The 25491-nt window shown below is 41.2% G+C and carries 20 protein-coding genes; 17 read left to right on the top strand and 3 right to left on the bottom strand.

Features of this window, described 5'->3' with window-relative positions; all coding sequences use genetic code 11:
• The first annotated feature begins 15 nt into the window (after nucleotides 1-15).
• Both DU508_RS13825 and DU508_RS13830 read left to right on the top strand, forming a co-directional pair.
• Complete coding sequence (locus DU508_RS13825) at nucleotides 16-1281, top strand: DUF5000 domain-containing lipoprotein (RefSeq protein WP_233509584.1); 1266 nt, start codon at nucleotides 16-18, stop codon at nucleotides 1279-1281.
• A gap of 12 nt (nucleotides 1282-1293) precedes the next feature.
• Nucleotides 1294-2502, top strand: a complete 1209-nt coding sequence (locus DU508_RS13830; RefSeq protein WP_115403401.1) for a DUF4998 domain-containing protein — start codon at nucleotides 1294-1296, stop codon at nucleotides 2500-2502.
• Nucleotides 2503-2629: 127 nt separating this feature from the next.
• On the opposite strand, the gene DU508_RS13835 is transcribed toward DU508_RS13830, so the two are convergent.
• On the bottom strand, nucleotides 2630-3229 hold the full coding sequence (locus DU508_RS13835) for a Crp/Fnr family transcriptional regulator (RefSeq protein ID WP_115403402.1): 600 nt from the start codon (nucleotides 3227-3229) through the stop codon (nucleotides 2630-2632).
• A 371-nt stretch (nucleotides 3230-3600) separates the two neighbouring features.
• On the opposite strand from DU508_RS13835, the gene DU508_RS13840 reads away from it, so the two are divergent.
• Entirely contained in the window at nucleotides 3601-4029 is a 429-nt protein-coding gene (locus DU508_RS13840) for an SRPBCC family protein (protein ID WP_115403403.1), read from the top strand.
• 214 nt (nucleotides 4030-4243) lie between these two features.
• Here DU508_RS13840 and DU508_RS13845 read toward each other — a convergent pair whose 3' ends face one another.
• Nucleotides 4244-4978, bottom strand: coding sequence for a GntR family transcriptional regulator (locus tag DU508_RS13845; RefSeq protein ID WP_115403404.1), 735 nt, complete (start codon nucleotides 4976-4978; stop codon nucleotides 4244-4246).
• Between the two features lie 363 nt (nucleotides 4979-5341).
• Between DU508_RS13845 and DU508_RS13850 the strand changes: the two genes are divergently transcribed.
• The 9 genes from DU508_RS13850 (at nucleotide 5342) to DU508_RS13890 (ending at nucleotide 20308) form a co-directional block, all read left to right on the top strand.
• Nucleotides 5342-7162: a class I mannose-6-phosphate isomerase gene (locus tag DU508_RS13850; RefSeq protein ID WP_233509586.1), complete on the top strand. Its 1821-nt coding sequence runs from the start codon at nucleotides 5342-5344 to the stop codon at nucleotides 7160-7162.
• Nucleotides 7163-7167: 5 nt separating this feature from the next.
• Nucleotides 7168-8589: a sugar porter family MFS transporter gene (locus tag DU508_RS13855; protein WP_115403405.1), complete on the top strand. Its 1422-nt coding sequence runs from the start codon at nucleotides 7168-7170 to the stop codon at nucleotides 8587-8589.
• A gap of 67 nt (nucleotides 8590-8656) precedes the next feature.
• Complete coding sequence (locus tag DU508_RS13860; protein ID WP_199562714.1) at nucleotides 8657-11809, top strand: SusC/RagA family TonB-linked outer membrane protein; 3153 nt, start codon at nucleotides 8657-8659, stop codon at nucleotides 11807-11809.
• Between the two features lie 23 nt (nucleotides 11810-11832).
• Nucleotides 11833-13455: a RagB/SusD family nutrient uptake outer membrane protein gene (locus DU508_RS13865; RefSeq protein ID WP_115403406.1), complete on the top strand. Its 1623-nt coding sequence runs from the start codon at nucleotides 11833-11835 to the stop codon at nucleotides 13453-13455.
• Between the two features lie 13 nt (nucleotides 13456-13468).
• The gene (locus tag DU508_RS13870) at nucleotides 13469-14596 is read left to right on the top strand and encodes a SusE domain-containing protein (protein WP_115403407.1); all 1128 of its coding nucleotides are present in this window, start codon (nucleotides 13469-13471) and stop codon (nucleotides 14594-14596) included.
• Nucleotides 14597-14640: 44 nt separating this feature from the next.
• Nucleotides 14641-15843 carry a glycoside hydrolase family 76 protein gene (locus DU508_RS13875; protein ID WP_115403408.1) on the top strand — a complete coding sequence of 401 codons (1203 nt, stop codon included), beginning with the start codon at nucleotides 14641-14643 and terminating at the stop codon, nucleotides 15841-15843.
• Between the two features lie 26 nt (nucleotides 15844-15869).
• Nucleotides 15870-18224, top strand: a complete 2355-nt coding sequence (locus tag DU508_RS13880; RefSeq protein WP_115403409.1) for a GH92 family glycosyl hydrolase — start codon at nucleotides 15870-15872, stop codon at nucleotides 18222-18224.
• Between the two features lie 40 nt (nucleotides 18225-18264).
• A complete protein-coding gene (locus DU508_RS13885) occupies nucleotides 18265-19440 on the top strand; it encodes a glycoside hydrolase family 76 protein (RefSeq protein ID WP_115403410.1) in 1176 nt (391 codons plus the stop codon).
• 10 nt (nucleotides 19441-19450) lie between these two features.
• Nucleotides 19451-20308 (top strand): ROK family protein, encoded by an 858-nt coding sequence (locus DU508_RS13890; protein WP_158542177.1) that lies wholly within the window; start codon nucleotides 19451-19453, stop codon nucleotides 20306-20308.
• A gap of 208 nt (nucleotides 20309-20516) precedes the next feature.
• On the opposite strand, the gene DU508_RS13895 is transcribed toward DU508_RS13890, so the two are convergent.
• The gene (locus tag DU508_RS13895) at nucleotides 20517-20876 is read right to left on the bottom strand and encodes a winged helix-turn-helix transcriptional regulator (RefSeq protein ID WP_115403479.1); all 360 of its coding nucleotides are present in this window, start codon (nucleotides 20874-20876) and stop codon (nucleotides 20517-20519) included.
• Between the two features lie 177 nt (nucleotides 20877-21053).
• Here DU508_RS13895 and DU508_RS13900 point away from each other — a divergent pair, with 177 nt between their 5' ends.
• From DU508_RS13900 to DU508_RS13920, 5 genes are all read left to right on the top strand, one after another.
• Nucleotides 21054-22100: an NADP-dependent oxidoreductase gene (locus tag DU508_RS13900; protein WP_199562715.1), complete on the top strand. Its 1047-nt coding sequence runs from the start codon at nucleotides 21054-21056 to the stop codon at nucleotides 22098-22100.
• Between the two features lie 250 nt (nucleotides 22101-22350).
• Nucleotides 22351-23283, top strand: coding sequence for a helix-turn-helix domain-containing protein (locus DU508_RS13905; protein WP_115403413.1), 933 nt, complete (start codon nucleotides 22351-22353; stop codon nucleotides 23281-23283).
• A 96-nt stretch (nucleotides 23284-23379) separates the two neighbouring features.
• Complete coding sequence (locus DU508_RS13910; protein WP_115403414.1) at nucleotides 23380-24120, top strand: SDR family oxidoreductase; 741 nt, start codon at nucleotides 23380-23382, stop codon at nucleotides 24118-24120.
• 33 nt (nucleotides 24121-24153) lie between these two features.
• Nucleotides 24154-24639 carry a DUF1097 domain-containing protein gene (locus DU508_RS13915; protein ID WP_115403415.1) on the top strand — a complete coding sequence of 162 codons (486 nt, stop codon included), beginning with the start codon at nucleotides 24154-24156 and terminating at the stop codon, nucleotides 24637-24639.
• A gap of 44 nt (nucleotides 24640-24683) precedes the next feature.
• The gene (locus DU508_RS13920; protein WP_115403416.1) at nucleotides 24684-25436 is read left to right on the top strand and encodes an SDR family oxidoreductase; all 753 of its coding nucleotides are present in this window, start codon (nucleotides 24684-24686) and stop codon (nucleotides 25434-25436) included.
• Nucleotides 25437-25491 lie beyond the last annotated feature (55 nt).

Below are 25491 nucleotides of genomic sequence, written 5' to 3' on the forward strand. Positions count from 1 at the left end.
ATAAAAACAATGATTATGAAAAATAAATCAACAAAATATAATGGTTGGAGCATGGCGCAGCTTTGTGCTGCCCTGCTACTTGCCTGCTCACTGTACTCATGTAAAGAAAGTGATGGGTTTAATGATGTGGTATCGCAAGATATGGCAAAACCGGGTGTACTTACGGGTGTGAAAGTCGAAAATCTGGCTGGTGCAGCAGTTATTTCTTACACGCTTCCCAATTCCGAAAATCTGCTTTACGTTCAGGCAGAATATAGAATCAATGCCCGAACGGTAAGGCAATCTAAATCTTCTTATTACAGTGATACACTCCGGGTAGAGGGTTTTGAGAAAAGCGGAGATTATGAGGTCACCTTGTATGCTGTTTCCCGTGCAAATGTAAAAAGCGATCCCGTTAAAGTAAATGTCCGACCATCAACCCCCTCTTACCTGATGGTTTATCCTACCATTCAGCTGAATGCAGATTTTGGCGGGGTAAACGTTTCGGCAAGCAATCCATCCAAAAAGGCAGTTGGAATAATAGTGATTTCCAATGATAAAACCACAGGTAAAATGCTCCCCGTTGAACAGTTTTATACAGAAGCAGAAAACATTAATTTCAGTGTGAGAGGTTTTGATACCTTAAAAAGAGATTTCGGGGTTTACGTAACCGACAGATGGGGGAATATATCTGATACCTTATACAAATCCATTAGCCCCATTTTTGAGATTTTGGTACCAAAGAACAGATTTAGTGAATATAGGTTACCGTCAGATTCTCCTTTGGGCGCCACCGGTTTAGGATGGAACACTACCAGGTTGTGGGACAATAACATTGCTGACCCAGGCTGGCATACTGATGCTGGAAATGGCATGCCTTTACAAATATGCACTTTCGATATGGGTATATTAACCAAACTAAGCCGGTACAAATTGTGGGAAAGGGGCGAAGCTTACGGAAATGATTACTCCTATAATCACGGTAATCCTAAGGCATGGACACTTTGGGGTTCTTCAAGTACGGCACCAACCGATGCGGTATTGCCCGTTAATTCTCCTAAGGGTACAGTTGTGGGCGATTGGATTAACATTGGCAATTTTACTTGTCCGCCGCCACCATCGGGCAATGCACCCGGTCAAACCACACCAGCCGATTTAGCTGCTGTTAAGGCAGGGTTTGAGTTTAATATTGCGCTTGATGTTCCAAAAGTAAGATACATCAGGTTGGCCGTAAACAGCACCTGGGGCAATGCAGATTTTGCCCATGTAATGGAATTATCTTTCTGGGGAAATACCAATTAATAAGTATATAAAATGGCAACTAAAAATATAAAAAGGATTTTTTTGGCACTTATGGCCATCGTACTCTTCTACAGTTGTAGTAAAGACGCACTTGATTACAAAAAATATCTCAATGGAAAAGAAAGGGTATATCCGGGTTTTCCTGAAAAAGTGGTAGCATCTCCAGGGAATTACAGGGTAAAGTTAAGTTGGAAAGCAAGCCCTGATCCCAGTGTTACCCGCTATATGATCTTTTGGAACAATTTTCAGGATTCAATAGCGTTAACAGCGCCCGATAGAACGGTTACGACTGTTTCGGTAATCATACCCAATTTGGTAGAGTACAATTACTCGTTTACCATATACTCTTACGACAAGGCCGGCAACAAATCTGTCCCGGTTCAAATTAATAACGTGAAAGTGTTTGGTGACAGTTATAAATCAAGTTTAACCAATCGATTCCTTATGGCAGCAGCACCTTATCAGCTTGATGATAATGGTATTACGCTACAATTTGAGCGGCCAGACACCATAAATATAAATACGGAGATTCATTACACCTTTAAAGATGGGACCATTCATCAAAGCACGCTAGGTCCAGATGATAACTCGATCAGACTTGCAGATTATAAAGTGGGTACAAAAATCTATTTTAAATCTTCGTATGTGCCTGTAAAATCAGCAATTGATACATTTTATGTCGCCAATTTCGACTCATTGAGCAACATCATGGTGCCTGTTGATAAATCATTGTTTCGCCCGCTAAAATTAGCCAATGATGTTGGTACCTATTCAAGTGAAACTTCACTATCAAAACTATGGAATGGAAATCGAGCACCAACAGGTTACCCTGATATTTTCCACAGTGATGATAATACACCACTTCCACATCATTTTACTTTCGATATGGGCAAACAGGTCGCAAATCTGGCTCAATTCGAAATAATCGGTCGCGATTGTTGTAATAACCCCACTAAATTTGAAATTTGGGGCATTGCAGATTTAACAGGTGCTGAAACTCAATCTCCGGGAAATTCTCCGGGATGGATAGCTGAATCAACTGGACGAGGATGGAAACTGCTCAAAACTGTAGAAAGGACTGATGATGGTTCGGCACCCTTCAAAGTTACATTTCCTGATGGTTTGCCAACCGTGCGGTACATTCGGATCAGGGTAATTTCGGTAGCCAGTGGCGATGCATATTACAGCAACATTAGCGAGGTTTCCTTTTGGAATAAATAAATAATACCCATGAGTGGCAGGCAAAAGTTATTCGTTCTCTTTTGCCTGCCACTCATTAATCGTGGCTTTGTAGCAATTTCTTTAATATCCCATATTCAGAAATACATCATTTAGAAGAATGAAACCATCACGATTTAGACCGCAATCTGCTCAATGTTTCAATTCTCATCCCTAAAAACGAGGCGAGGTATTTAAGGGGAATTCTGGTAAAAAAGTCAGGATTTGTGTCCTTGAGACGTTTGATCCGCTTTGGTGCTGATGAAAGCCGTATAATGAAATTGCGTTCTTCAGCTTCCTGATATTGAACCCACAACAACTTTCTGGTAAGTACTGACATTTCTGGAAACAATGATAAAAGCTTCTCGATCAAGGCGTAAGTAATGATGATGACTTCAGTTTCTTCAAGGGCCTGAATATACTGTGTTTTTTCACATCCCGTTGAGGATGGATAAAGTGTCAAACCAACAATGTTCTTTTCCAGACTTATCCAGGTAGTCACTTCTTCTCCGTTATTTCTGACAAAACCTCTGACTGTCCCTTTTAGAATGAAATATACATTGGGAAACAGGTCTAAGGGGCTGACCAGAAATTTGTGTTTGTTAAATGTCTTTGTTGAGCAATCTTCTAATATATATGTTTTCATCTTTGATGGAACATCGATATATTGTTGGAAATATCGTATCAACATTCCTTTGCGATCTTCTTCTTTAAAGAAATCTGAGTTCATATATATCGGTTGCTTTCACGTATTAATCATATTTCGTGCTGAAATTTTGAACTCATGTATGAATAGGGGTAATCAATTTATTATCAATAAATTAAAACGGATGTTCTTTAGTGCGGTATTTATGATCTGTGTATAAAATCCACAAACTGATGCAATTTCGGGCAATGTCGAAGAAATCTAAGATTGCCGGTTTTTATGTCCAATTCAACCATGCCGTAGAATTGTCAAACAAATAACTTAAAATCAGGGTTATGCATTACTAATCCATAACACTTCGCTTATTGGTCATTTGAAAATAAATAATCATTTTGGAAGTATTATTGCAATCAATAACTACTTGTGGTTTCATAAAAATTTAACCGACGAAGAATATGAGCACTCCACTAATAAAAGAGTTTAATTATAATGCACCGATTGAGAAAGTTTGGCACGCTATAACTAATGAGGATAAAATGAGAAAATGGTATTTTCCTCAACTTCAAAAATTTAAACCTTTGGTTGGATTTAAATTTCAATTCGACGATAACGATGCAAAATATCAAAAAGAATGGGTTGTGAAGAAGGTGATAGAAGGCAAAACGTTGGCGCATAGCTGGGCTTATAAAGGTTATCAGGGAAATTCAGAGGTAATATTTGATCTGTTTTCAGAAGAGAACAAAACCAGATTAAAGGTCACACAAACTGATTTGGATAGTTTTCCGGATTACCCACATTTTAAAAGAGACCGGTTTGCATGGGGATGGGATAATCTTCTTGGACAAAATTTGAAGCACCTTCTTGAAGACAGTGTTGACTCCTGATTTAAGATTCGATCATTTGTTTAAAAAAGAAAGTCCTTCAAAATAACATCGTACAATCAGTTCTGTTGCCGATCAATGTGTATTTATAACACATTTTCAAGCAAGTCAAGCTATGTGCATAGATCACAATTATAAAACACTTATCACTTATTGAGTTTCAAAAGATTATGTCAGAAAAATTTTTTAGAGCGATTAAGGCTCCATGTTTTGAGCATTATTCTCTTCTGCTCTCTACCGTGTAAACAAAACTGTCTGCTTTATAGTATCCAAGATTATACTCAATAGGTTTTTCATTGAGATCGTAAACAAACCTTTTGCGGAATAAAATTGGCGCTCCAATAACGGTTTCCAGTTTTTCAGCAATAAAATGGTCGGCAGCAATGGCACTGATTTCTTCTTTTGATATCATTGCTATCACTGCATGCTCCTTTTCAAGCATTTCGTATAGGGGGCTTTTATAATCCTCTTCCCCTGTAAGGCCCACACTAGGATGAAAATAAGATTCAAAATATACGAAAGGTCCTTCCGGACGACCTCGTAGTCTAACCAGTTTCAGTATTTTCTTATCGCCTTTAATTTCGAAAAAACTTGCAATTCGCTTCTCTGGAAAAACCCAGCTTACATGAAGTTCAAAGTTCTTAATCGGAATTCCTCTTGCACTCATCTCCTGAGAAAAACTCATCCAGTTTTTAGATTTCGAACTCAGTGATTTCGACTCTGCGACTTTGGTGCCCACGCCTTTTTTTCTGACCAATAATCCGTCATAAACCAGTTTATTAATCGATTGTCTTAAAGTTGTCCGGGATATGCATAATTTTTTAGAAAGCTCAACCTCGTTTGGAAGTAGTTTTCCTTCTATGTATTCAGGGCTCTCTATCAATCTCCTGAGTAATTCTTCAGCTTGGATGTGTAGTGGAACCGGACTTTTATGGTCGATCGTAAGTTTCATAATCAACACAATTATATAAAAAATTTGGCTCATTGCTAACCTGTATGCACATTCTTTACATTATGTAGGCGGGTTTGATACCAGGCTCACTTAAATATGTCAAAATTATATCCAAATAAATTTGGAAAATTATTTATTAATAATACATTTGTATGTACATACTTTAATATGTATTATCTAACCAAATTATTTGAACTGATTTTAACGTCGAAAATCAATTTTACATAACATGTTTCTCATGTGATTTGGCTTAATAATTTAAAGTGTAGTTAGTCAAAAGTTTACTTATGTGCTTTTATTTAATATTTTTCCCTAAAAAGGAGTAGAAAGAGGATTTGCCAGGCAAGAATACAATGTGTGAACATGAATCAAAATAAAATAAATATTTACAAGAATGCTAATGCAATTATGTCTATAGAAGAACCTATGCGAAAAACTGAGCAGGAGATCATGCCTGCTTATACCAAAGAGATAAATAAACCTGACAGCTATGATATTTATCCGTACCATTCCCTTGGCGATCATAAGATATACCATGGTTTTTTTGAGTTGTGTCAGTTTATTACCGAGCAGAAAACGGTGGTTATTGATGGATATATAGGCGTTTATTGGAATCGTGTTGTAAATGCTTTATCGCAAGAGCTTGCCTTGCTTGGTCTGCAGGTAAATATTATAGATGCTTCTCTTTTTTTGAAAAATGAGGAAGTGATTGATGAAATGGTTGACCCGTTCATGGGCCAGAAAGATTCTGTCTGGGGAAAAAGAACAAACCTCGAGCTTTCTGATTTTTATGAACTTGATGTCTTGAAAAACGTTCAAATCGATCCTCAGTATGATATTAACATCATCATCGGTTGCGGTGCCTCATTAGCCCAATGGGATGGCACATTAATCTACATAGATCTTCCAAAAAACGAACTTCAGCATCGGATGTCTGCTGGTTCAATCTGCAATCTTGGAAAGTCTCAACCTCAGGAACAAATGGAAATGTATAAGCGCTTTTATTTCGTTGACTGGGTAGTGCTCAACCGTCATAAGGAAAATCTTATTCCCAGAATAGAAGTGTTTGTTGATTCGCAGTGGGAAGATGAGATTAACTGGGCCCATGCTGCCGATATTCATGATGGACTTCAAAAAATTTCCACATCCGTTTTTCGTGTGCGTCCCTGGTTTGCGCCCGGGGCCTGGGGAGGACAGTGGATGAAGCACCATATCCCACAACTGGATCAGAATGAAATCAACTATGCCTGGTCTTTTGAGTTGATTGTGCCTGAAAACGGGATTGTATTTGAAAGCAATGGACTGCTGTTGGAAGTATCTTTTGATATATTGATGTTCACCAATAACAGAAATGTATTGGGCAGACATGCTGAACAATTTGGAAATGAATTTCCCATAAGATTTGATTTTCTGGATACTTTCGATGGTGGAAATCTTTCTATACAGTGTCATCCGAGCCTGGAATACATCCGGAAGGAGTTTGGGGAACAAATTACCCAGGATGAAACTTATTATATTTTAGATTGTAAAGATGATGCCTCGGTATACCTGGGGTTTCAGGAAAATATAGACTCGAATCATTTCAGAAAAGTTTTGGAGAACAGTAACCTTGACGGACAAGAGATTGCCATTGAGGAATTCGTTCAGGTTCACAAAGCAAAAAAACATGATCTCTTTCTGATTCCAAATGGAACCATTCACAGTGCTGGTGCGCAAAACCTGGTATTGGAAATCAGCGCCACGCCTTATATTTTCACTTTTAAAATGTACGATTGGTTACGCCTTGATCTTAACGGTAAACCTCGTCCTATAAATATTGACCACGCCTTTAAAAATCTTGATTTTACCCGAAAGGGCCAAAAAGTTCAGGAAGAGCTAATCTCCAAACCTTATATACTTTCCGAATCGGATGGCGTTGTGTGCTATCACCTGCCTACGCATGCAGAACATTTTTATGATGTTTACCGCCTTGAATTTGATGTGCAGGTTGATCTCAGTACCGATGACATCTGCCATGTGCTGATGCTGGTTGAAGGCTCATCCATTACTGTGATCACTAAACACGGCACAGTAATGCAATTCTCTTTTGCAGAAACCTTTGTAATACCGGCTGCTGCTGAAAGCTATAGAATTATAAATAATGGATCACAACGGGCAAAAGTCATCAAAGCCTTTTTAAAATAAATATCATGAGCGTTACAGAACAAGAAACATCTGTTGAAAGAAACAGTCTCTATTTATATCTGGTGTGTCTGGTTGCCGCTCTCGGCGGCTTTCTTTTCGGATTTGACACTGCGGTAATCTCAGGTACGATCAGTTTGGTAAAAAATGATTTTGGGCTGGATGCAGTGAGTGAAGGCTGGTTTGTAAGCTGTGCCCTCTTGGGATGCATCATTGGAGTAAGCATATCAGGAAAGTTGAGCGATAAATATGGAAGGAAAATCGTACTGATTCTTTCTGCCCTCCTTTTTCTTGCTTCTGCTCTTGGTTGTATGTATGCAAGTTCTTTCTCAATATTAATTGCCTTTAGGCTCATCGGCGGAATAGGAATAGGTGTTGCCTCCATGGTATCTCCGCTTTATATCTCTGAATTCGCTCCGTCCAGGCTTCGGGGCACCATGGTTTCTCTATACCAACTGGCGCTGACCATAGGTATTGTGACAGCCTATTTTACCAATGCGTTTCTGGCTGCCCACACGGCGGAAATCTTTTCAGACAGCAGTGCTGAAAGAATATTTTCTCAGGAAGTATGGAGGGCAATGTTAGGCTTAGGAGCTGTTCCTGCATTCATTTTCCTGATTTCCTTATTCTTTGTTCCCGAATCGCCAAGGTGGCTGCTCTCTAAAGGGCGTAAAGAATCGGCTACAAAAATACTTATAAAAATTGACGGGGAAACCGCTGCAAACAAGGAGTTGAAAGCATTTTCTTTACAACAAAGCGACGGGGAAGATGCTTCACTTAAAACATTGTTTAAGCCGGTATACCGTAAGGCTTTATGGATTGGTCTGCTTTTACCTTTCCTGTCTCAGGTTTGCGGGATAAATGCCGTGATCTATTATGGTCCCAGAATTTTGGAGCAAGCGGGCTTTACCCTTAATAATGCCCTTGGAGGTCAGGTCACCATAGGCTTAGTAAATGTCGTATTCACTTTTGTGGCTATTTTTACTGTCGACAGATGGGGCCGTAAACCCCTGCTTTATGTTGGTATCGGTGGCGCTGTTTTCTCACTTGTGATCATCGGAATGCTTTTTCACTTTGGGGTTATTTCAGGACCATGGATACTTATTTTCATACTCGCTTTTATTGCCTGCTTTGCTTTTTCTTTTGGGCCGGTATGTTGGGTGGTCATCGGAGAGATTTTTCCTAACGGGATAAGAGGTAAGGCAATGTCTCTCGCTACGCTGACATTATGGATCGGTAATTTCTTTGTTGGACAGCTCACTCCAATAATGCTTGAAGGCCTGGGCTCTTCCTGGACCTTCTGGATATTCGCCCTTTGCTGTTCACCTGCAATTTATCTTACCTGGAAACTTATTCCGGAAACCAAAGGCCGCTCACTTGAAGAAATCGATGTGCATTGGCACAAAAGTCACTCACAAACCAGCACCTGAGTTAAAACTTTATACCACCTAACCTTATATTCCAGATGCACCTTGGCATCTTTATTAATCAAATGTTATGAGACTTAAACTTTACAAAACAAAAGAACTTAAGCGGCTGCCCTTCCGGCAACTTGCGGTACTGGTATCATTACTGGTTCCCTTTACGCCTTCTTTTCTCGCAGCGAAAACTTTCTCTGCACCATTAACAGAGCTGAGCGCGATGAATGTCACGGTTAGCGGAAAGGTTGTCGATGAAAAAGGTATTGGACTTCCCGGAGTAAGTGTACAGATCAAAGGCACTTCGGTCGGCGCTGTTACCGATGCCAATGGTGAATACGTTATCTCCGTTCCCGATAATCTGGTTTCCCGAAGCCTTACGTTTTCCTATCTGGGCTATGTAAGCCAGGATATTGCAATTGCTGGCCAGAAAACAATAAATGTGCAAATGAAAGCAGGAGGAGAAAATGTATTGGATGATGTTGTCGTTGTAGGTTATGGCGTGCAAAAACGGGTATCGGTAACGGGCGCAATTAACACTATAGATGCGAAAAACATTGAAAATAAACCCGTATTGAATGCCTATCAGGCATTACAGGGTGAAGCTCCCAATCTGATTATTCAACAGACGAATTTAAACCCGGGCAGTAATGTAACCGTGAACATTCGTGGTGTCGGAACTTTGGGTGATAATACGCCACTTGTAGTGGTTGACGGAATTGTGGGCGGGAACCTGAATACTATAAATCCAAATGATATTGCCAGTGTAACAGTATTGAAAGATGCAGGATCAGCCGCCATATATGGCTCCAGAGCTGCGAACGGCGTGATATTGATAACCACAAAATCTGGAAAGCTGAACCAGCAAACAACAGTTTCCTACAATGGGAGCTATGGTATTCAAGATGCCAACGTGCTGGTGCATAAGGTTCCTGCATGGCAAAATGCTTACTATAAAAATGAATCCCTGGTAAACTCAGGTCTTAGTCCGGCTTATACACCAGATCAGATACAGCAGCTTAAAGATCAGGGTGATGGCACATGGGATATTGAACACCTTTTAAGAACAGCTCCTCAACAATCCCATAATTTTAGCATTGCAGGCGGAGGCGAGAAAAGTTCGTTTTTTGTTTCCGCCGGATTTCAGGATCAGGAGAGCAATTTCATCGGTAATGGTGGAGAAGGAGCGAATTTTGGCTACCAGAAATATAACCTGCGATTAAATCAAACCAATGTTATTGGCAAATTAAGAACTAACTTTATTCTTCTTTATACCAAGACACGCAATAAAACAAATAGCGTTGGCGATAACAATATATTTGCTGATGCGAACAGGGTGCCCCATAATTTCAACTGGCAGGACGAAAATGGAAATTATCTGACTAACCCCTTTGCCTCGCAATACAATGAATATGGAGTGCTCGAAAAAGGTGGGTTTAACCAGGCAGATAATGATGAGATTTTTGGCTCTTTTAACGGGCAGTTCAATATCACAAAAGACTTAAGGTTAACCGGACAGTTTGGCGGTACGCTTCAGAATAATGGAACATTTTTCCGTCGTATGCAAGTTAATTACCTGCCTTCAGGTGTTTATGGCGATGATCGTTCTGTTCTTGATGCAAACAGTAAGTCACAGCTTTTCAATACCAAAGTATATCTTGAATATGGTAAGAAAATTTCCGATCACGATTTCAAGGCGCAAATCGGAGCTGAGAGTGAGAATTATTCTCAACGTGGTTTCCAGTTACAAAAAACCTTAACTGATCAGTTACTGGGAACCCCGACAACAGGAACATTGGTAGATGCCATCAATTCCAATAACAGTCTGGCCATCAATTCATATAGCCTGCTTTCTTTATTAGGAAGGCTGAATTATAGTTTTAAGGATAAGTATTTACTTGAAGGTAATGCCAGATATGATGCCTCCTCTAAATTTGCCAGAGGAAACCGCGGGAGTTTCTTTCCATCGGTAAGCGCTGGCTGGATTGTGAGTCAGGAGCCATTCATGCAATCCGTCAGGAACACGCTGAGTAACTTGAAATTACGTGCATCATATGGTGTAGTAGGAAACCAGAATGTGGGCAATTTCCAGTATCAAACAACCTATTTCAATTATGCCAGTGCATATGGTTTTAATAATGTGCCTGTTGGGGGAGCCGGAACATTACTGTCTAACAAAGATTTGACATGGGAAAAGGCATCCACTTTTAATATTGCGGTGGAAGCGGGCTTTTTTGATAACCGCCTGACTGCATCTTTTGATTACTTCACAAAAGTTACAAGAGACATTCTGCAGCCCAGACAGGACATTCCGGCCATTTTCGGAGCGGCAACGCCTGATTTTAATGTGGCGAAAGTGAGAAGCAAAGGATGGGAGGCTACTTTGACTTATAACCTGCGCGGAGACAACGTGACTCAAAGTTTTAGTTTTAACCTTGCTGACAATCAAAATAAATTGCTCCAGTTATCTGGCGGCGCTACTGAACAAATAATCAATCAGGATGTGTTTCAATTGTTGAGAAGAGTCGGGGAGCCTATAACCCAATATTACGGGTATGAGACCAATGGTTTTTTTCAAAATCAGGCAGATATCAACAACTCACCAAAAATCGCCGGAAACCCAGTTGTACCGGGAGATGTAAAATTCAAAGATCTTAATAACGATGGAATAATAGATGCTCAGGATAAAACAGTTTTGGGTAACCCATTTCCAAGGTATACTTTTGGATTCACTTACAGACTAGCCGTTAAAGGTTTTGATCTCCAGCTCTTCATTCAGGGCGTTGGCAAGCGTGAAACCTTCTTGCGTGGTGAACTTGTTGAACCATTTCATTATGGATATGGTGCTACAGTATATGAGCACATGACCAATTACTGGACGCCGAACAATCCGGATGCCCGCTACCCGATTTTTGCAAACATCGGCTCGCCATCCAATACCAATAACTGGCGCACAGGATCTGATCTGTACAAATATGACGCGGCCTATGCCCGTTTGAAAAACGTGAACATCGGCTACACCCTGCCTCAAATGGTGACCAGGAAATTTGGTGTTGAACGCCTTCGGGTTTCGCTCATTGGGCAAAATCTATTCACGCTTAGCAAACTTAAATTCATCGATCCGGAAACTTCCGAATTCGGAAATAATTTAAGCACTGGCTCCAGTTCAAACAGTGCCCGCCAATATCCTTTACCGATATTCTATGGTGCTGGTTTAGACATAACTTTTTAATACTCACGGTTAGAACTACTCATATGAAATTTCTATATAAAAACCTCATAATTGCCATCGCATTGCTAGCATTTGCGGGGTGTAAAAAACTGGATATTGCGCCTACCGACAGGTTTTCAGATCTGACATTCTGGACCGTTGATGTGAACGTGACCAATGCGTTGAACAATAATTACAGTCTGCTTTATAACAGTAACTTGTATTTTGAACCAGAGGCACTCTCTGACAATGCCTATTCTCCCTCCGGAGATCTCAACCTGATTGCCAGTGGCAATGCAACCTCACTTACAGCGAAGTTTCAGGGAGATTGGGCGAGCTACTATCGCACAATAAAATCCGTAAACATCTTTCTGGAAAACGTAGACCAGAATAAAACGCTTCCACAGGCAACTATTGCCCGAATGAAGGCAGAAAACCAATTTATGAGGGCGTTTGCATTGTTTAATCTAATTAAGTGGTATGGTGATGTGCCGCTTCCTGATCATGATCTGACTCCCGAAGAGGCTCAGGTAATTCCCCGCACTTCCAAAGCTGCAGTAAGTGCTTTTATTGTTAGTCAGTTAGAAGCCGCGATACCCAACCTGCCCAGCAAAGATCAGCTCCCGGATGATGAGAATGGAAGGATAACAAAAGGCGCTGCTCTGGCACTACAGATGAGGACATTGCTTTATGAAGGAAACAAAATGGCGGAAGTGATTGCTGTTTGCGAAAAACTGATCAATAACCAGTCTACCTATGGTACCTATTCACTCTCTCCAAATTATAGCGCATTGTTTAGCGATCCGGTAACCAATAAAACCAGCAGTGAGAGCATATTATCCCTTCAATATGTACCTACGGTAAGAACCTGGCAAAATTTCTGGGATTTCGCACCCCGAACGGTTGGCGGAAGAGTTAGCAACATGGCCCCAACTCAGGAACTGGTGGATGATTACGTTATGCTGAATGGAAAGGGAATCAAAGAAGCAGGCTCAGGATATTTGGAAAACGATCCTTACATTAATCGCGATCCCAGGCTAACCGCAACAGTTGTTTATGACAGGTATGCATGGGTAAATCCAAACAACAGCACCAAAACGATTTACATCAAACCAGGCACAGATCCGGTTCAGCCCGGTCTGGATGAATATTCTCCAGGTTCCCAAAGTGCCTCAGCAACCGGTTATTACTGGCGAAAGTATTTTGATCCAAGCGCTTTGTCAAGTTTTGTTTCCGGCAATAACCTCCACTTGTTCCGATATGCAGAGGTATTGCTAACTTATGCAGAAGCCAAAAACAGCCTCGGACAGATGGACGCATCAATTTGGGCAAAAACGATTGGTGCCCTTCGTTCAAGAGCAGGTTTCACAGATGCTGCTGCATTGAATTTTCCAGGTGGGGACCTGACCAATATTATTCGCCGGGAACGCAGGGCGGAACTTGCAATGGAGGGCTTAAGAGTTGATGACATCAGACGATGGAAAGTGGCTGAAGTGACCATGAATGGATTTGCCCATGGAGCAAAATTTGCTTCGGACCAGAATATTGATGGTGGCTATATCAGAACCCAACAAAGAAAATTCAATCCGCAAAGAGATTATCTCTGGGCCATTCCCTCAAGTGAGATCAGTCTCAACAAAAATTTAACTCAGAATCCGGGATACTAAAATCTATAACGATATGAAAAATTTCAAAACATTATTCGTTTTAATGCTCGCCGCCTTTATTGCGGTAACTTCCTGCAAAAAGGATGATAAGGAACTCAATGAGAACCTGAATTCCATTGGTGCTTTAACCTTACCGTCGAATCAACAAAGTATAAAACTTACTCCATCCAATGCATCTGCTGCTCAGCAATTCAAGTGGAACGCTGCAAGCGCCGAGAACGGTGGGCTCATTCTTTACGAGGTTGCCTTTGATAAGGAGAGTGGAGACTTCTCAAATCCCGTTTTCAAAGTGGTTTCTGACGGAGCAGGTATACAACCTCAGGTAACCATCTCTCATAAAGACCTGACCAAAATCGCGGCCTTATGTGGTATAAATTCTTCAAGTACAGGAAACGTAAAATGGACAGTAATGGCTTCAAAAGCCAGCAATAGACAAGCGGGTCAGGAAAGCAGAATACTGCAGTTAGAAAGACCAGCTGGTTTTGCTGAAGTGCCATCTGAACTGTATATCACTGGAACGGCAACAGAGGCCGGGGAGGACATCACAAAAGCCATCAGGATGAAAAAGCTGGAAGATGGTGTGTTTGAAATATATACCTCTTTAAAGCCTGGCAGTTATATCCTTACTGATAAAGCTGTTCAGGGAGGAAGAAAATTCTATTCTGAGGGCTCGTTGATCAAGGAAGGTACATCTCCAATTACCACGACGGGGAATACCAGGGTATATTATTTAAAATATGATTTTAATGTGGCTACTGTGGCTGATGCAGTAGAAATTCAGAGCATGGGATTGTATATGTCTGCTTATGCCTCTGAAATTGGTCAACTTGCTTATAGTGCGAACGGTACATGGCAGTCTGATGCAATCCCTGTGGTATTTTATCAATTTTCATGGGGCAGAGACGAGCGCTATAAGTTTGCGATGCACACTTCTGCTGGAATCCGATACCTCGGAAGCAGCAATGAGAACAATGTGAGTCCGGTAGGGCAGGGTGCGTCCTACTTTTATTTGAATGCGGTAAGTAATGATCAATGGAACAATACCTATAAATTCAATCCTTCAGCAGATAATAAAAACGTAAAAGTAGTGGTAACGCTTAATTCCAGCGGCCCTTATACGCATACCGTAACGACACAATAATTCATACTCCATTGGCAGATATGCCAGTGGATAATAAATCGACTATGAAAAAATTACTTTATAACAGTTTGCTCATTTTATCTATTGTATGCTCCGCTTCCTGTAAAAAGGGTGGCACGGTAGTTCCGGTTACACCGCCTCCCGTGGTTCCACCCTCAACAGGGACGCCAGTTAACTATCTTCAACTGGCACAGGAAACGCATACTTTTACCATAAATAACCTATTGACATCAAGCTATAGTTATAGGGCAAATACAACCACTCACTCCAACAATTGCTACGAATGGTATAATGTGAGTCAGATCTATGCTGATGCTGCAATGGTAAGCGTGGGCCAGACCAAACACCTCGCCTATATGAACAATACCTTTAAATTCATGGAGAATATGTGGGATAAAAACGATCTTAGAGGTGGCTATTTTGCTTCGGTGAATCTTGATGGGACCGGCGCGGGAGGTGATAAATATGTGGATGATAATGCCTTAAGTGGAATGGTTTATCTCGAGGCTTATGAGGTTACCACAGGAGCAGATAAACAAGCCTATCTGGCTAAGGCAAAAGCTTGTGGAGACTGGTTGATTAATTGCGGTCTCTGGGATAATGTGTATGGCGGCGGATTTTACTGGAATACGTTAAAACCTGACAAACCTACCCAGACCAACGGCCTGGCTTTGCAATTGTTTTTGAAACTTTACAGCTTAACAGGTGAAAGTATTTACCGCGATTGGGCAATACAAGTAGAGATGTGGCTGAATAATAAAATGTTTGATCCGGCTAGCGGTTTATACATTTGGAGAATTGATGGCCCGGGAGAAGGCAAAAAACACATTGAAAAGTTCACTTACGATAACGCGATCATGGTGGAAGCATTTATTTTATACAGTAAAATAATGAATGATCCGGGCTATCTTACCAAAGCGCAAAATCTGGGCAAAGCAATGAACACCACCTTGTGGAACTCTGTTTGGAAAGGATATGTATTTAACACTGCTGAAACCAGGATCAATCCGGCGTGGTGCGCCTGGGGATCTCAGGCCATGATCCGTCTTTATGAAGCTGATAAAAATGAAAGCTGGCTGGTATATGCCAGGGAAAATATCAATAGATTAAATGTAGCCAATAGAAATCCGGGCACTTTTGGTTATTATTTTTTCGCAGGATTTGACGGTCAGAACCGCTCACCTGAAATAGAAACAGTTGACCAGGCCTGGATGCAGCGGATTCAGGCATTACTTTCCAAATATTAATTATTATCTAACAAGCCAATACCTTTATGAAAAAGGCCAATAAACCACTATTACTTTTAATGATCATGCTCTTCATGGTGCCAGGCGCCTTTGCCCAGGATCTTTTAAAGTTTGTAAACCCCAACATCGGGACTGCCCACAGCAGATGGTTTTTTTATACTCCTGCTGCCGTTCCCTATGGAATGGCCAAGCTTGCCCCATCTACCAATGGGAGTTACGGCAACCTGCAGGGCTGGGAGGCGGTAGGATATGATACACGTCATAATTCAATTGAGGGCTTTGTTCATTTTCACGAATGGCAAGTGGGTGGTGTTAGCTTTATGCCCACTGCGGGCGAGCTGAAAACCGTGCCCGGGCAACTTGATAAACCTGGAAGTGGGTATCGGTCATCATTTGACCGCAAGAATGAAATCGCCCAACCTGGATATTATTCGGTATTGCTGGATGATTTCAAGATAAAGGTTGAGCTTACTGCCACCAAGCGAGTGGGCTTTCACAGGTATATATTTCCCAAAAGCGACGATTCCCGAATTGTTTTTTCGGTTGGCAGTATTCAGGGAGAAAGCGGCCCGGTAACTGATGCATCCGTGAAGATGATAGACGACACTCATTTTGAAGGCTTTGTTGTTACTTATCCCAAATATGTTAAAACATATGATGAGGGCGGAAAAGTGGCAATGTACTTCTTCGGTGAATTAAGCAAGAGGCCGGTAGGTGTTGGTGCTTTTGACGAAACAAAAACAAGCGCTGATCAAAAATCATCCTCGGGTATTGGGGCAGGTTTATACCTGAGTTATCATACCAGTGAAAATGAAAGCATAGAGATCAAGGTGGGGCTATCGTACACTTCTGTTGAAAATGCTAAACTCAATTTAAAAGCTGAAGCCGCAAATTTAGACTTTGATGGTGCTAAAAAAGCCGCTCAGAACGAATGGCAGAATGAATTGGGCAAAATTAAGGTGTTCACTAAAAATGAATCTGATAAAATTAAATTTTATACAGGACTCTATCACGCATTGCTTGGCCGTGGCATAGCCAGTGACATTAATGGCAACTTTCCAAGACACAATGGTACCATCGGACAATTGCCCAAAGATAAAAATGGCAAATTCAGCTATAACTTTATGAACACCGATGCCATCTGGGGTGGTTTCTGGAACATCACGCAGTTGTGGGCATTATCTTACCCTACGCACTATAATGATTTTGTGCATACCCAACTGGAGATTTATAAAGAAAGAGGATGGTTTGGGGACGGTATAGCAAATAGTAATTTCGTTTCGGGGGTCGGAACTAATTTCGTAGGCCTGGCAATTGCCGGGGCATATCAGGCTGGAGTCAGGGATTATGACCTGAATCTAGCCTATAAAGCTGTATTGGCAAATGAGTTGAACTATCAAAACCGATTGGTTGGTTCGGGAAAAATGGATACCAAAAGCTTTGTTCAAAAAGGCTTTGTACCGTTTCTTGATGCTGATAAAACAGATTCGACCGGCTCTCATTTCTCGGGCTCCCATACTCTTGAATATAGCTATAGTGCATTTGCTGCAGCACAATTTGCTAAAAGGATGGGTAACACAAATGATTATAAAAGGTTAATTGAATTGTCTAATGGATGGAGATTGATTTTTGACAAAGAGCTAAAACTGGTAAGGCCAAAAACACAAAGTGGGGCGTTTATCGATAAATTTAATCCACTAGAAGCTTGGAGGGGGTTTCAGGAAGGAAATGCCACTCAATATACTTTTTATGTTCCCCAGAATCCTGATGGCTTGATAAAAGCCATTGGAAAGAGAGTTTTCAATGAGCGCTTGAACAATATTTTTCAAACCGCTCAGCAAAATGCATTCGGTGGAGGTAAAACAATCGATGCATTTGCAGGTATCCAATCACTATATAACCATGGCAATCAACCTAATCTCCATATCAGCTGGCTGTTCAATTATTCTTCAGCACCATGGCTAACGCAAAAGTGGACAAGGGCCATCTGCGATGAGTTCTATGGTACCGAAAGCATTCATGGTTATGGCTATGGTCAGGATGAGGATCAGGGTCAACTGGGATCGTGGTATGTAATAACCTCGCTCGGCCTGTTTGATGTGAAAGGTTTAACCGATGCAAGACCCACAATACAAATCGGGAGTCCGGTTTTTGACAGAGCAGAGATTCTGTTGGCAAATGGTAACCGATTGATAATAGAAAGCAAAAATAATTCAAAACAAAATGTTTACATCCAATCTGCCTCCTGGAATGGTAAGGCACTGAACAATGCCTGGCTGTACCGTGATGTTTTAATGAAGGGTGGAACATTGACTCTTAAAATGGGTAATAAACCTAATCGAGTATGGGGGGTAAAGATTCCACCTCCATCTGAACAGTAATTGTTTTGGACAACCAATAAATATTCAAATTTTAATCAGCATGAAGTACCTCCATATCATATTTGGTTTAATAATCTCTGTGAACAGTTATGCTCAAAAGCTTAAATCAAATGATATTTATAAAGCGAGAGCTGAAACCATGTTCCAAAAAGTTTGGGATCATTACAGGCTTAAACAATATCCCGGATTGTTTGCAGAAAATTACCCGTCAGGAAATAAAGTTGATCTGAACTATTTTCAAGGTTCAGGAGTGAAAGAAAAGGAGGTAAGCTTTTTGTGGCCGTTTTCGGGAATGTTCTCCGCTGCCAATGTACTGATAAAGTTCCCTGATCTGAAAAAGAAATATGAAAATTATCTCGACACTTTGAAAAATGGTGTTTGGTCATACAGAGATACAACAAGAAGACCTATCGGTTATCAGGCTTATCCGGCAGCGCTCGAAAAATCGGATCGGTATTATGATGATAATGCATTGGTATGTATCGATTACCTTGAATCATATCTTAACACTAATGATCCCGCTTATATCACAAAAGCGAAAGAGGTGTTCAATTTTATAATCAGCGGTTGGGATGAAAAGTTGGATGGTGGTGTTTACTGGGTTGAAGGCCATAAGGATCAGAAACCAGCTTGCACCAATGGAATGGCAACCCTTGCTGCCCTGAAGCTTTACCAATGTAGCAAAGACTCCCTTTACCTGGATTGGGGCAAGCGGTTTTACAATTGGATGTATGCCAGACTCCGAAATCCTCAGGGTATTTATTACAACGATGTTAAGATGGATGGAAAACCGAATGAGGTATATTATACTTACAACAGTGGTTCCATGCTTGAAGCCTCCGTGCTTCTATATCATTTTACCAATGACGTAAAATACATCAAGGAAGCTGAAATTATTGCCAGTAGCACTTTTTCGTTTTTTTCGAGCATCGATAAACAGGGGAAAAGGGTTTTTAAGATTGATCTTCCCTGGTTTGTCACTGTTCTTTTTCGGGGTTATGAGGCTTTGTATAAAGTGAACCAAGATCCGCGTTTCATCAATGCGATTGTGTCGCATCTGGACGATGCATGGGAAAAATCTTCTGACTCTTTGGGTTTTCTGTCGGCGAAATGGGCAACGGACAAAGAAGCCAAAGCAAAACCGAAATGGCTACTGGATCAGGCATGTATTGCCGAATTATATGGTAGAATAAGTTTATTAAAGATTAGACATTAAGATTGACATTGTGAAAAAAAATATAATCCTGGGCGTTGATATTGGGGGTTCCCATATTACATCTGCTCTTGTCGATGTGACAAGCGGCCAAATAATAGAAGGTTCCTGGAAAAGGGAAAGGATTGATTCTCAATCTGGCGCGGAAGCGATCATTGCAGCCTGGTGTACTGTGATGCAAGACAGTCTTTTGTGTGCTGAACATTCGGGAAAAATCGCAATTGCCATGCCTGGACCTTTTGACTACACCAAGGGGATTTCTTATATGAAAGGCATGGGTAAATTTGATGCATTATATGAACAGAATGTACGGGCATTAATCTTGGGCCGCCTTTCCAAAGTGGCAAGTGAGGTATATTTCATCAATGATGCAGGGTGCTTTTTACAAGGTGAGATTACCCATGGCGAGGCATCAAAATATAAAAAGGTTATGGGCTTTACAATAGGCACCGGGTTTGGATCAGCATCTGGCAATGAAGGTGTGGCAACTGATGCTGACTACTGGCAATATCCTTTTCTCGGAGGCATTTGCGAAGATTTCTTCTCTTCGAAGTGGTTTGTTTCGAAATATGTTGAATATTCAGGGAAATTGGTAATCAATGTAAAAGATCTTATCGAAAATGCAGACAATGCAAATCCATTATTTCAGATTTTTGATGAATTCAGCATAAACTTAGGCACTTTTCTGGCCAGAATTTTTAAGGATCACCATTTTGAGTGTGTCGTTTTAGGAGGAAACATATCAAAAGCATCGCCTCTCTTTTTGCCTCAGCTGCAGTATCATCTTAAGGTAAGATCTATGGCTGTACCAATCATAATCTCTAAAAAAGGGGAAAATGCTGCGCTGATAGGTGCCGCATGCTCAATCTAAGTGATTTTGGGGAAGCATAGGTTTAATGTTTTTCAGGAAGACTTTCGGTACATTATCTGTTAAATAAATAAATAAATCTCGCATGTTCATTAACTGTAGTTACAGGCTATAGGTTCTGAACGATTCTTTTTTTGTCGATAGTTTCATCATTCAAATGCCCCACGGTAATTATGAATAGTATAGTTATTGCTTCAGTAATTATGTGTTATCAACCGCAATTGATTGAGGCATTTTCCATGCCCAATTGTTTCTTTCCCCAATTGTGCAGGTGCTCTATAAACGGAATTAATTCCCATCCTGTGTCACTCAATGAATATTCTACTTTGGGTGGCACTTCATGATACATTTTCCGGGTAATCAATTGATCATCTTCCAATTCTCTTAAGGTTTGTGTAAGCATTTTAGTTGTTATATCAGGCAAAGTCCTTCTCAATTCACCATAACGCAACACCTTTTTCGAATTAAGATGCCACAAGATCCGTGCTTTGTATTTTCCACCTATTCGTCTGAAAGCATATTCAACGCCACAATTCTGTATATAATTAGGAAGTTCTTCTTTGTTTTTCATTTTTATATCATTGTAAATAGCTGAAAAACAGCAATAGATACCTTTTGGTATGTAAGATACAAATAAGTACATACTTGACAAAAGTACATATTTGATCTAATATTGCAATTCATTTAAAGTCAAGAATTGCTGGTCTACTCAGCTCTTGATCAAAAGTTAAAATAAAAAGTATATCAAATGACAAAGATGAAAAACACTCCAAATAAGAATGACGGCAAACTATTGATGAAGGCAATCAGACAGCACGAGTTTGGCAGCCCCGAGGTATTACATTATGAAGAAGCGCCGATTCCCGGGCTAGAGCAGGGTGAAGTGCGTATTCGCGTTCATGCAATCGGGGTCAATCCCCCAGACTGGTACCTGCGCGACGGATATAAGATGCTCCCTCCTGAATGGCAGCCGGCAGTATCCTTTCCGATAATTTTGGGAACTGACATTTCAGGTGTTGTAGAAGCGGTTGCTGATGATACTAAAGGCTTCTCTGTAGGCGATGAAGTATATTCTATGGTTCGCTTTCCCAGCTATGGGGAAAGCAAAGCTTATGCTGAGTATGTTACTGTGCCAGCTTCGCAAGTTGCGCTCAAACCGGTTAGTATTGATCATGTAGGTGCTGCTGCAGTGCCGATGTCGTTGCTCACTGCATGGCAATTCATGATTGAGGTAGGTCATGACGAACCCAACCCACTTCAGCCGTACAAACATGAGCCGGTACCACTTGATGGCAAGACCGTCCTGGTAAACGGAGCCGGAGGAGGCGTGGGGCACTTCGTTGTGCAGTTAGCCAAGTGGAAAGGTGCACGAGTGATCGCGGTGGCATCTGGCAAGCAGGAGACGTTAGTGCGGAATCTCGGCGCCGACGAATTCATCGACTATACCAGGATAACTGCCGAGGATGTTGTTCATGACATTGATCTCGTTATCGATTCCGTTGGTGGCCCAACAACTGGTCGTTTCTTGCGCACGCTCAAACGTGGCGGCGCTTTGTTCCCAATTTTCCCTTTAGGTTTCTCTGGTACTGAAGAGGCTGAAAGGCTGGGCATAACGGTCTCAGAAACTCAGGTGCGTTCAAACGGCAGACAACTTGCCGAACTTGCCCGCTTAATTGATGATGGAACAATTCGTGTGGTTATCGATAGCACTTTCCCGCTTGCCGATGCCCGCAAGGCGCATGAGCGGGCTGCCCTTGGACACATCCAGGGCAAAATCGTGCTCACTGTCGCTTGAGAAGAAAATCTTTAAATGTAAAGTTTCGAACATACGGACTGTATTTGATTAGCAGATGATTACAACTGATATTGTACTTGAATGTATTGGCCATTGCAGCGAACACGCTGTGAGACTTTTAGCTCTGTTGCGAAAAAACAAAGCGAATATATCTGGGCGATTAGTTTGAGATTGTTGTAACATGCTCTATCAAGCTATTCAATGAAAAAATATTTGGTTAAATGTTTAAATTTAAACCTAAATTCAGGTAATGGCACATGTTAATATAACTGTTCGGACGTTGCACGAGCTGTATCAGCAGCTTGGGCTTCCTGTCGATTATTTAGAAGAGGAATCAGGCTTTACCGTCCATTATCTCGAAGATACATTCAAAGATCTGCCATTTCGTTCAGAACCGTTTCGCCCTAATTATTTCAGTTTCCTGTTCATCAAAAGTGCCTTTGGACATTATACCATTGATGACCAACGGTTTGAGGTGACTTCAAACACCGTTTACTTTACCAATCCCGGAAACTACCGGATATTTGAATGGGAAAAATTGGAACATACCTGTCTGATTACTTTTGGAGAGGGCTTTTTAAAAGAGTATGTGCACGACGATGTCTATCGTGATTTTTCTTTTTTGCTATCGGAAATAGTTTCCCCGCGGGTTTTAACACACCATCAATTTGATCAGGTGGAAGAATTGTGCAGCCAGATACATAAAGAATATAAAGGAAATTCCCTTTACAGGAATAAAATTATTGGAGCACTTGTTATCGTACTGCTATTAAAGATCAAAGAATATTTTTTTCAGGATTACAATCCCATTTATGAGGGAAACAGAAGCTCCCAGATCGTGAAGAATTTTAAACTGAATATCGAACGGCATTTTCGGGATTTAATCAGTGGAAAAACAAATACTCAATTAAGGGTTCAGGATTATGCAGATCTGCAGGCACTGCATGTCAATTATCTGTCGAGTGTGATCAGCAGTAAAACGGGTAAAACCATCAGCTCATGGGTAGCTGACAAGACCATTACAGAAGCAAAGGTCATGCTGCAGGATGAGGGGCTCAGCATCAAAGAAATTGCTTTTCGTTTAGGTTTTCTGGAAACACCTCACTTTAGTAACTACTTCAAAAAGCACATGTCGGTAAGTCCTGCGGAATACAGAAAACAGTATTTCAGCAACCTTTCTTAGAAATTTGCAACACATGCTATGATCCTTGTACGTTGACTGGGGCAGTAATGTGCCAACTTTGTTCTATCAAATTAAAACTGATAAAAACAAAGTACTATGAACACATTAAACAACAAAGTGATCCTTGTGACCGGAGCGTCAAGAGGTATCGGTGCTGAAGTAGCACAACAGCTGGCTGCTGCCGGCGCGAACGTTATCATAAATTATGCGGGCGGAAAAGATGCCGCTGAACAAGTGGTTTCTGTTATTAAGACGAATGGAGGTAATGCCATTTCCTTGCAGGCCGATGTTAGCAAGGCTGATGAAGTGGCAGCACTGTTCGATGCCGCTATTGGTCATTACGGCAGGATTGATGTATTGGTTAACAACGCTGGTGTAATGATCACCAAACTTTTAAAAGACACTACTGATGAGGACTTCATCCGCCAGTTTGATGTCAACGTAAAAGGTACGTTCAATACATTAAGGGAAGCTGCCATCAAACTTGCTGATAAAGGCAGCATCATTAATTTCTCTTCCACCACTACAAGACTATTGATGCCAACCTACGCCACATACGTAGCCACCAAAGGAGCGGTTGAGCAACTTACCCGTGTTTTTGCCAAAGAAGTTGGCGCAAGAGGCATCAATGTAAACGCCATCCTTCCCGGACCTACCAACACCGAATTATTCACTAAAGGTAAACCCCAGGAAGTGATTGATCGTTTGGCATCACTAAATGCCTTCAACCGTTTGGGCGAACCGGCAGATATTGCCAAAATTGTTGCTTTCCTTGCCAGCGATGATGCCAAATGGATCAGCGGACAAACCATTGGAGCTAATGGTGCTATGGCGTAACGTCACTAATCATTAACCTTAAAAAAGTAAATTATGAAAACTTTACCAATTGCAATAGCTTTCGGCCTGTTTGGCGCGGTTGCAGTAACCGTTTCTTTCTCCCAACAGTGGCCTACATGGGTAATGTTTGTAGCGTGGGTTAGCTTCTACATTTTCGGAAAAACCTGGCAAAGTTCACTCTGGGCATTCCTGCAAATTGTGTTGGGGATGGGTATGGCGGTGCTGATACAGGTAACTGCCGGATTACTGAGCCAACTGATCGGAACGTTAGGCTTTGCGGCCTCCGTATTCTTTTACATTGGGTCACTGGCATACTTCGCAAGAACAAAAAGATTAAACAATATAACCGCATGGTTCCTCGGCCTTATCATCCTGTTTGGGGTTCATCCTCCATTGGAGCCGCTGCCGATATTACAATTACTTGTTCCAATTATTTCGGGATTTGTATTTGCCTGGCTGAACAACCTGGTAGTCGAAAAGATCCATGCCCGGCTAGCACCGCATTCATCAACCCACTAACAAATCGTTTCAAAAATTATTATTAAATTTTAAAATACAAAACAATGAACTCGTTAAAAAACAAAGTAGCCATTATTACAGGCTCAGGAAGAGGCTTGGGAAAAGCCATCGCAGAACGTTATGCTGCGTTAGGCGCAGATATCGTATTGAACTACTCAAGGGACAAAGCTTCAGCAGATGAAGTGGAAAGCAACATCAAAGCAATGGGTGTTAAGGTAATCTCGGTACAAGCTGATGTAAGCAAAGTAGCCGATATCAGACACCTGTTTGAAGAGGCAAAAAAAGCGTTTGGCAGAATAGATATTGTAGTTGCGAATGCTGGCATTGAAATGGTGGAAACGCCCGTTACACAATTTACAGAAGAACAATTTGACCGGTTGTTTTCCATCAACACGAAAGGTGCTTATTTTACGATGCAGCAGGCCGCGCAGAATGTGGAAGATAATGGACGGATCATTTATGTAGCTTCAAGTACTACTGCTTTTCCTGTTCCGGGAATGGCTGTATACGGAGGAAGCAAAACCACTCCGAGATACCTGGTGGATGTATTGTCAAAAGAAATCGGACATCGCGGCGTTACCGTTAATACCATCATTCCTTTTGCGGTAGATCATTCCGGAATTTTTGCAGAAGAAGGAAGTTATCCTGAATTGAGAAAATCATTGATTGATAGCTGCCCGATGGGAAGACTGGCAGAAGTGGAAGATGTGGCCAACATTGCTGAATTCTTCGCCAGCGATTTATCCTCTTTTGTGAACGGACAACATTTATTGGTAAATGGAGGAGCCACTCAATAACCATCACTAATGAGTATATTCAAGAAAATATTACCGATTCTGCTCCTGTGCTCTT

Origin of the sequence: Pedobacter chinensis (genome assembly GCF_003339865.1) — a bacterium.
Taxonomy (GTDB): domain Bacteria; phylum Bacteroidota; class Bacteroidia; order Sphingobacteriales; family Sphingobacteriaceae; genus Pedobacter; species Pedobacter chinensis.

Bases quoted from the DNA above. Each gene is read 5' to 3' on its own strand.
- DU508_RS13870 (WP_115403407.1), top strand. From the start codon at position 13,469: ATGAAAAATTTCAAAACATTATTCGTTTTAATGCTCGCCGCCTTTATT.
- DU508_RS13885 (WP_115403410.1), top strand. From the start codon at position 18,265: ATGAAGTACCTCCATATCATATTTGGTTTAATAATCTCTGTGAACAGT.
- DU508_RS13835 (WP_115403402.1), bottom strand. From the start codon at position 3,229: ATGAACTCAGATTTCTTTAAAGAAGAAGATCGCAAAGGAATGTTGATA.
- DU508_RS13905 (WP_115403413.1), top strand. From the start codon at position 22,351: ATGGCACATGTTAATATAACTGTTCGGACGTTGCACGAGCTGTATCAG.
- DU508_RS13910 (WP_115403414.1), top strand. From the start codon at position 23,380: ATGAACACATTAAACAACAAAGTGATCCTTGTGACCGGAGCGTCAAGA.
- DU508_RS13915 (WP_115403415.1), top strand. From the start codon at position 24,154: ATGAAAACTTTACCAATTGCAATAGCTTTCGGCCTGTTTGGCGCGGTT.
- DU508_RS13845 (WP_115403404.1), bottom strand. From the start codon at position 4,978: ATGAAACTTACGATCGACCATAAAAGTCCGGTTCCACTACACATCCAA.
- DU508_RS13895 (WP_115403479.1), bottom strand. From the start codon at position 20,876: ATGAAAAACAAAGAAGAACTTCCTAATTATATACAGAATTGTGGCGTT.
- DU508_RS13855 (WP_115403405.1), top strand. From the start codon at position 7,168: ATGAGCGTTACAGAACAAGAAACATCTGTTGAAAGAAACAGTCTCTAT.
- DU508_RS13920 (WP_115403416.1), top strand. From the start codon at position 24,684: ATGAACTCGTTAAAAAACAAAGTAGCCATTATTACAGGCTCAGGAAGA.
- DU508_RS13865 (WP_115403406.1), top strand. From the start codon at position 11,833: ATGAAATTTCTATATAAAAACCTCATAATTGCCATCGCATTGCTAGCA.
- DU508_RS13840 (WP_115403403.1), top strand. From the start codon at position 3,601: ATGAGCACTCCACTAATAAAAGAGTTTAATTATAATGCACCGATTGAG.
- DU508_RS13900 (WP_199562715.1), top strand. From the start codon at position 21,054: ATGACAAAGATGAAAAACACTCCAAATAAGAATGACGGCAAACTATTG.
- DU508_RS13875 (WP_115403408.1), top strand. From the start codon at position 14,641: ATGAAAAAATTACTTTATAACAGTTTGCTCATTTTATCTATTGTATGC.
- DU508_RS13860 (WP_199562714.1), top strand. From the start codon at position 8,657: ATGAGACTTAAACTTTACAAAACAAAAGAACTTAAGCGGCTGCCCTTC.
- DU508_RS13830 (WP_115403401.1), top strand. From the start codon at position 1,294: ATGGCAACTAAAAATATAAAAAGGATTTTTTTGGCACTTATGGCCATC.
- DU508_RS13880 (WP_115403409.1), top strand. From the start codon at position 15,870: ATGAAAAAGGCCAATAAACCACTATTACTTTTAATGATCATGCTCTTC.
- DU508_RS13850 (WP_233509586.1), top strand. From the start codon at position 5,342: ATGAATCAAAATAAAATAAATATTTACAAGAATGCTAATGCAATTATG.
- DU508_RS13825 (WP_233509584.1), top strand. From the start codon at position 16: ATGAAAAATAAATCAACAAAATATAATGGTTGGAGCATGGCGCAGCTT.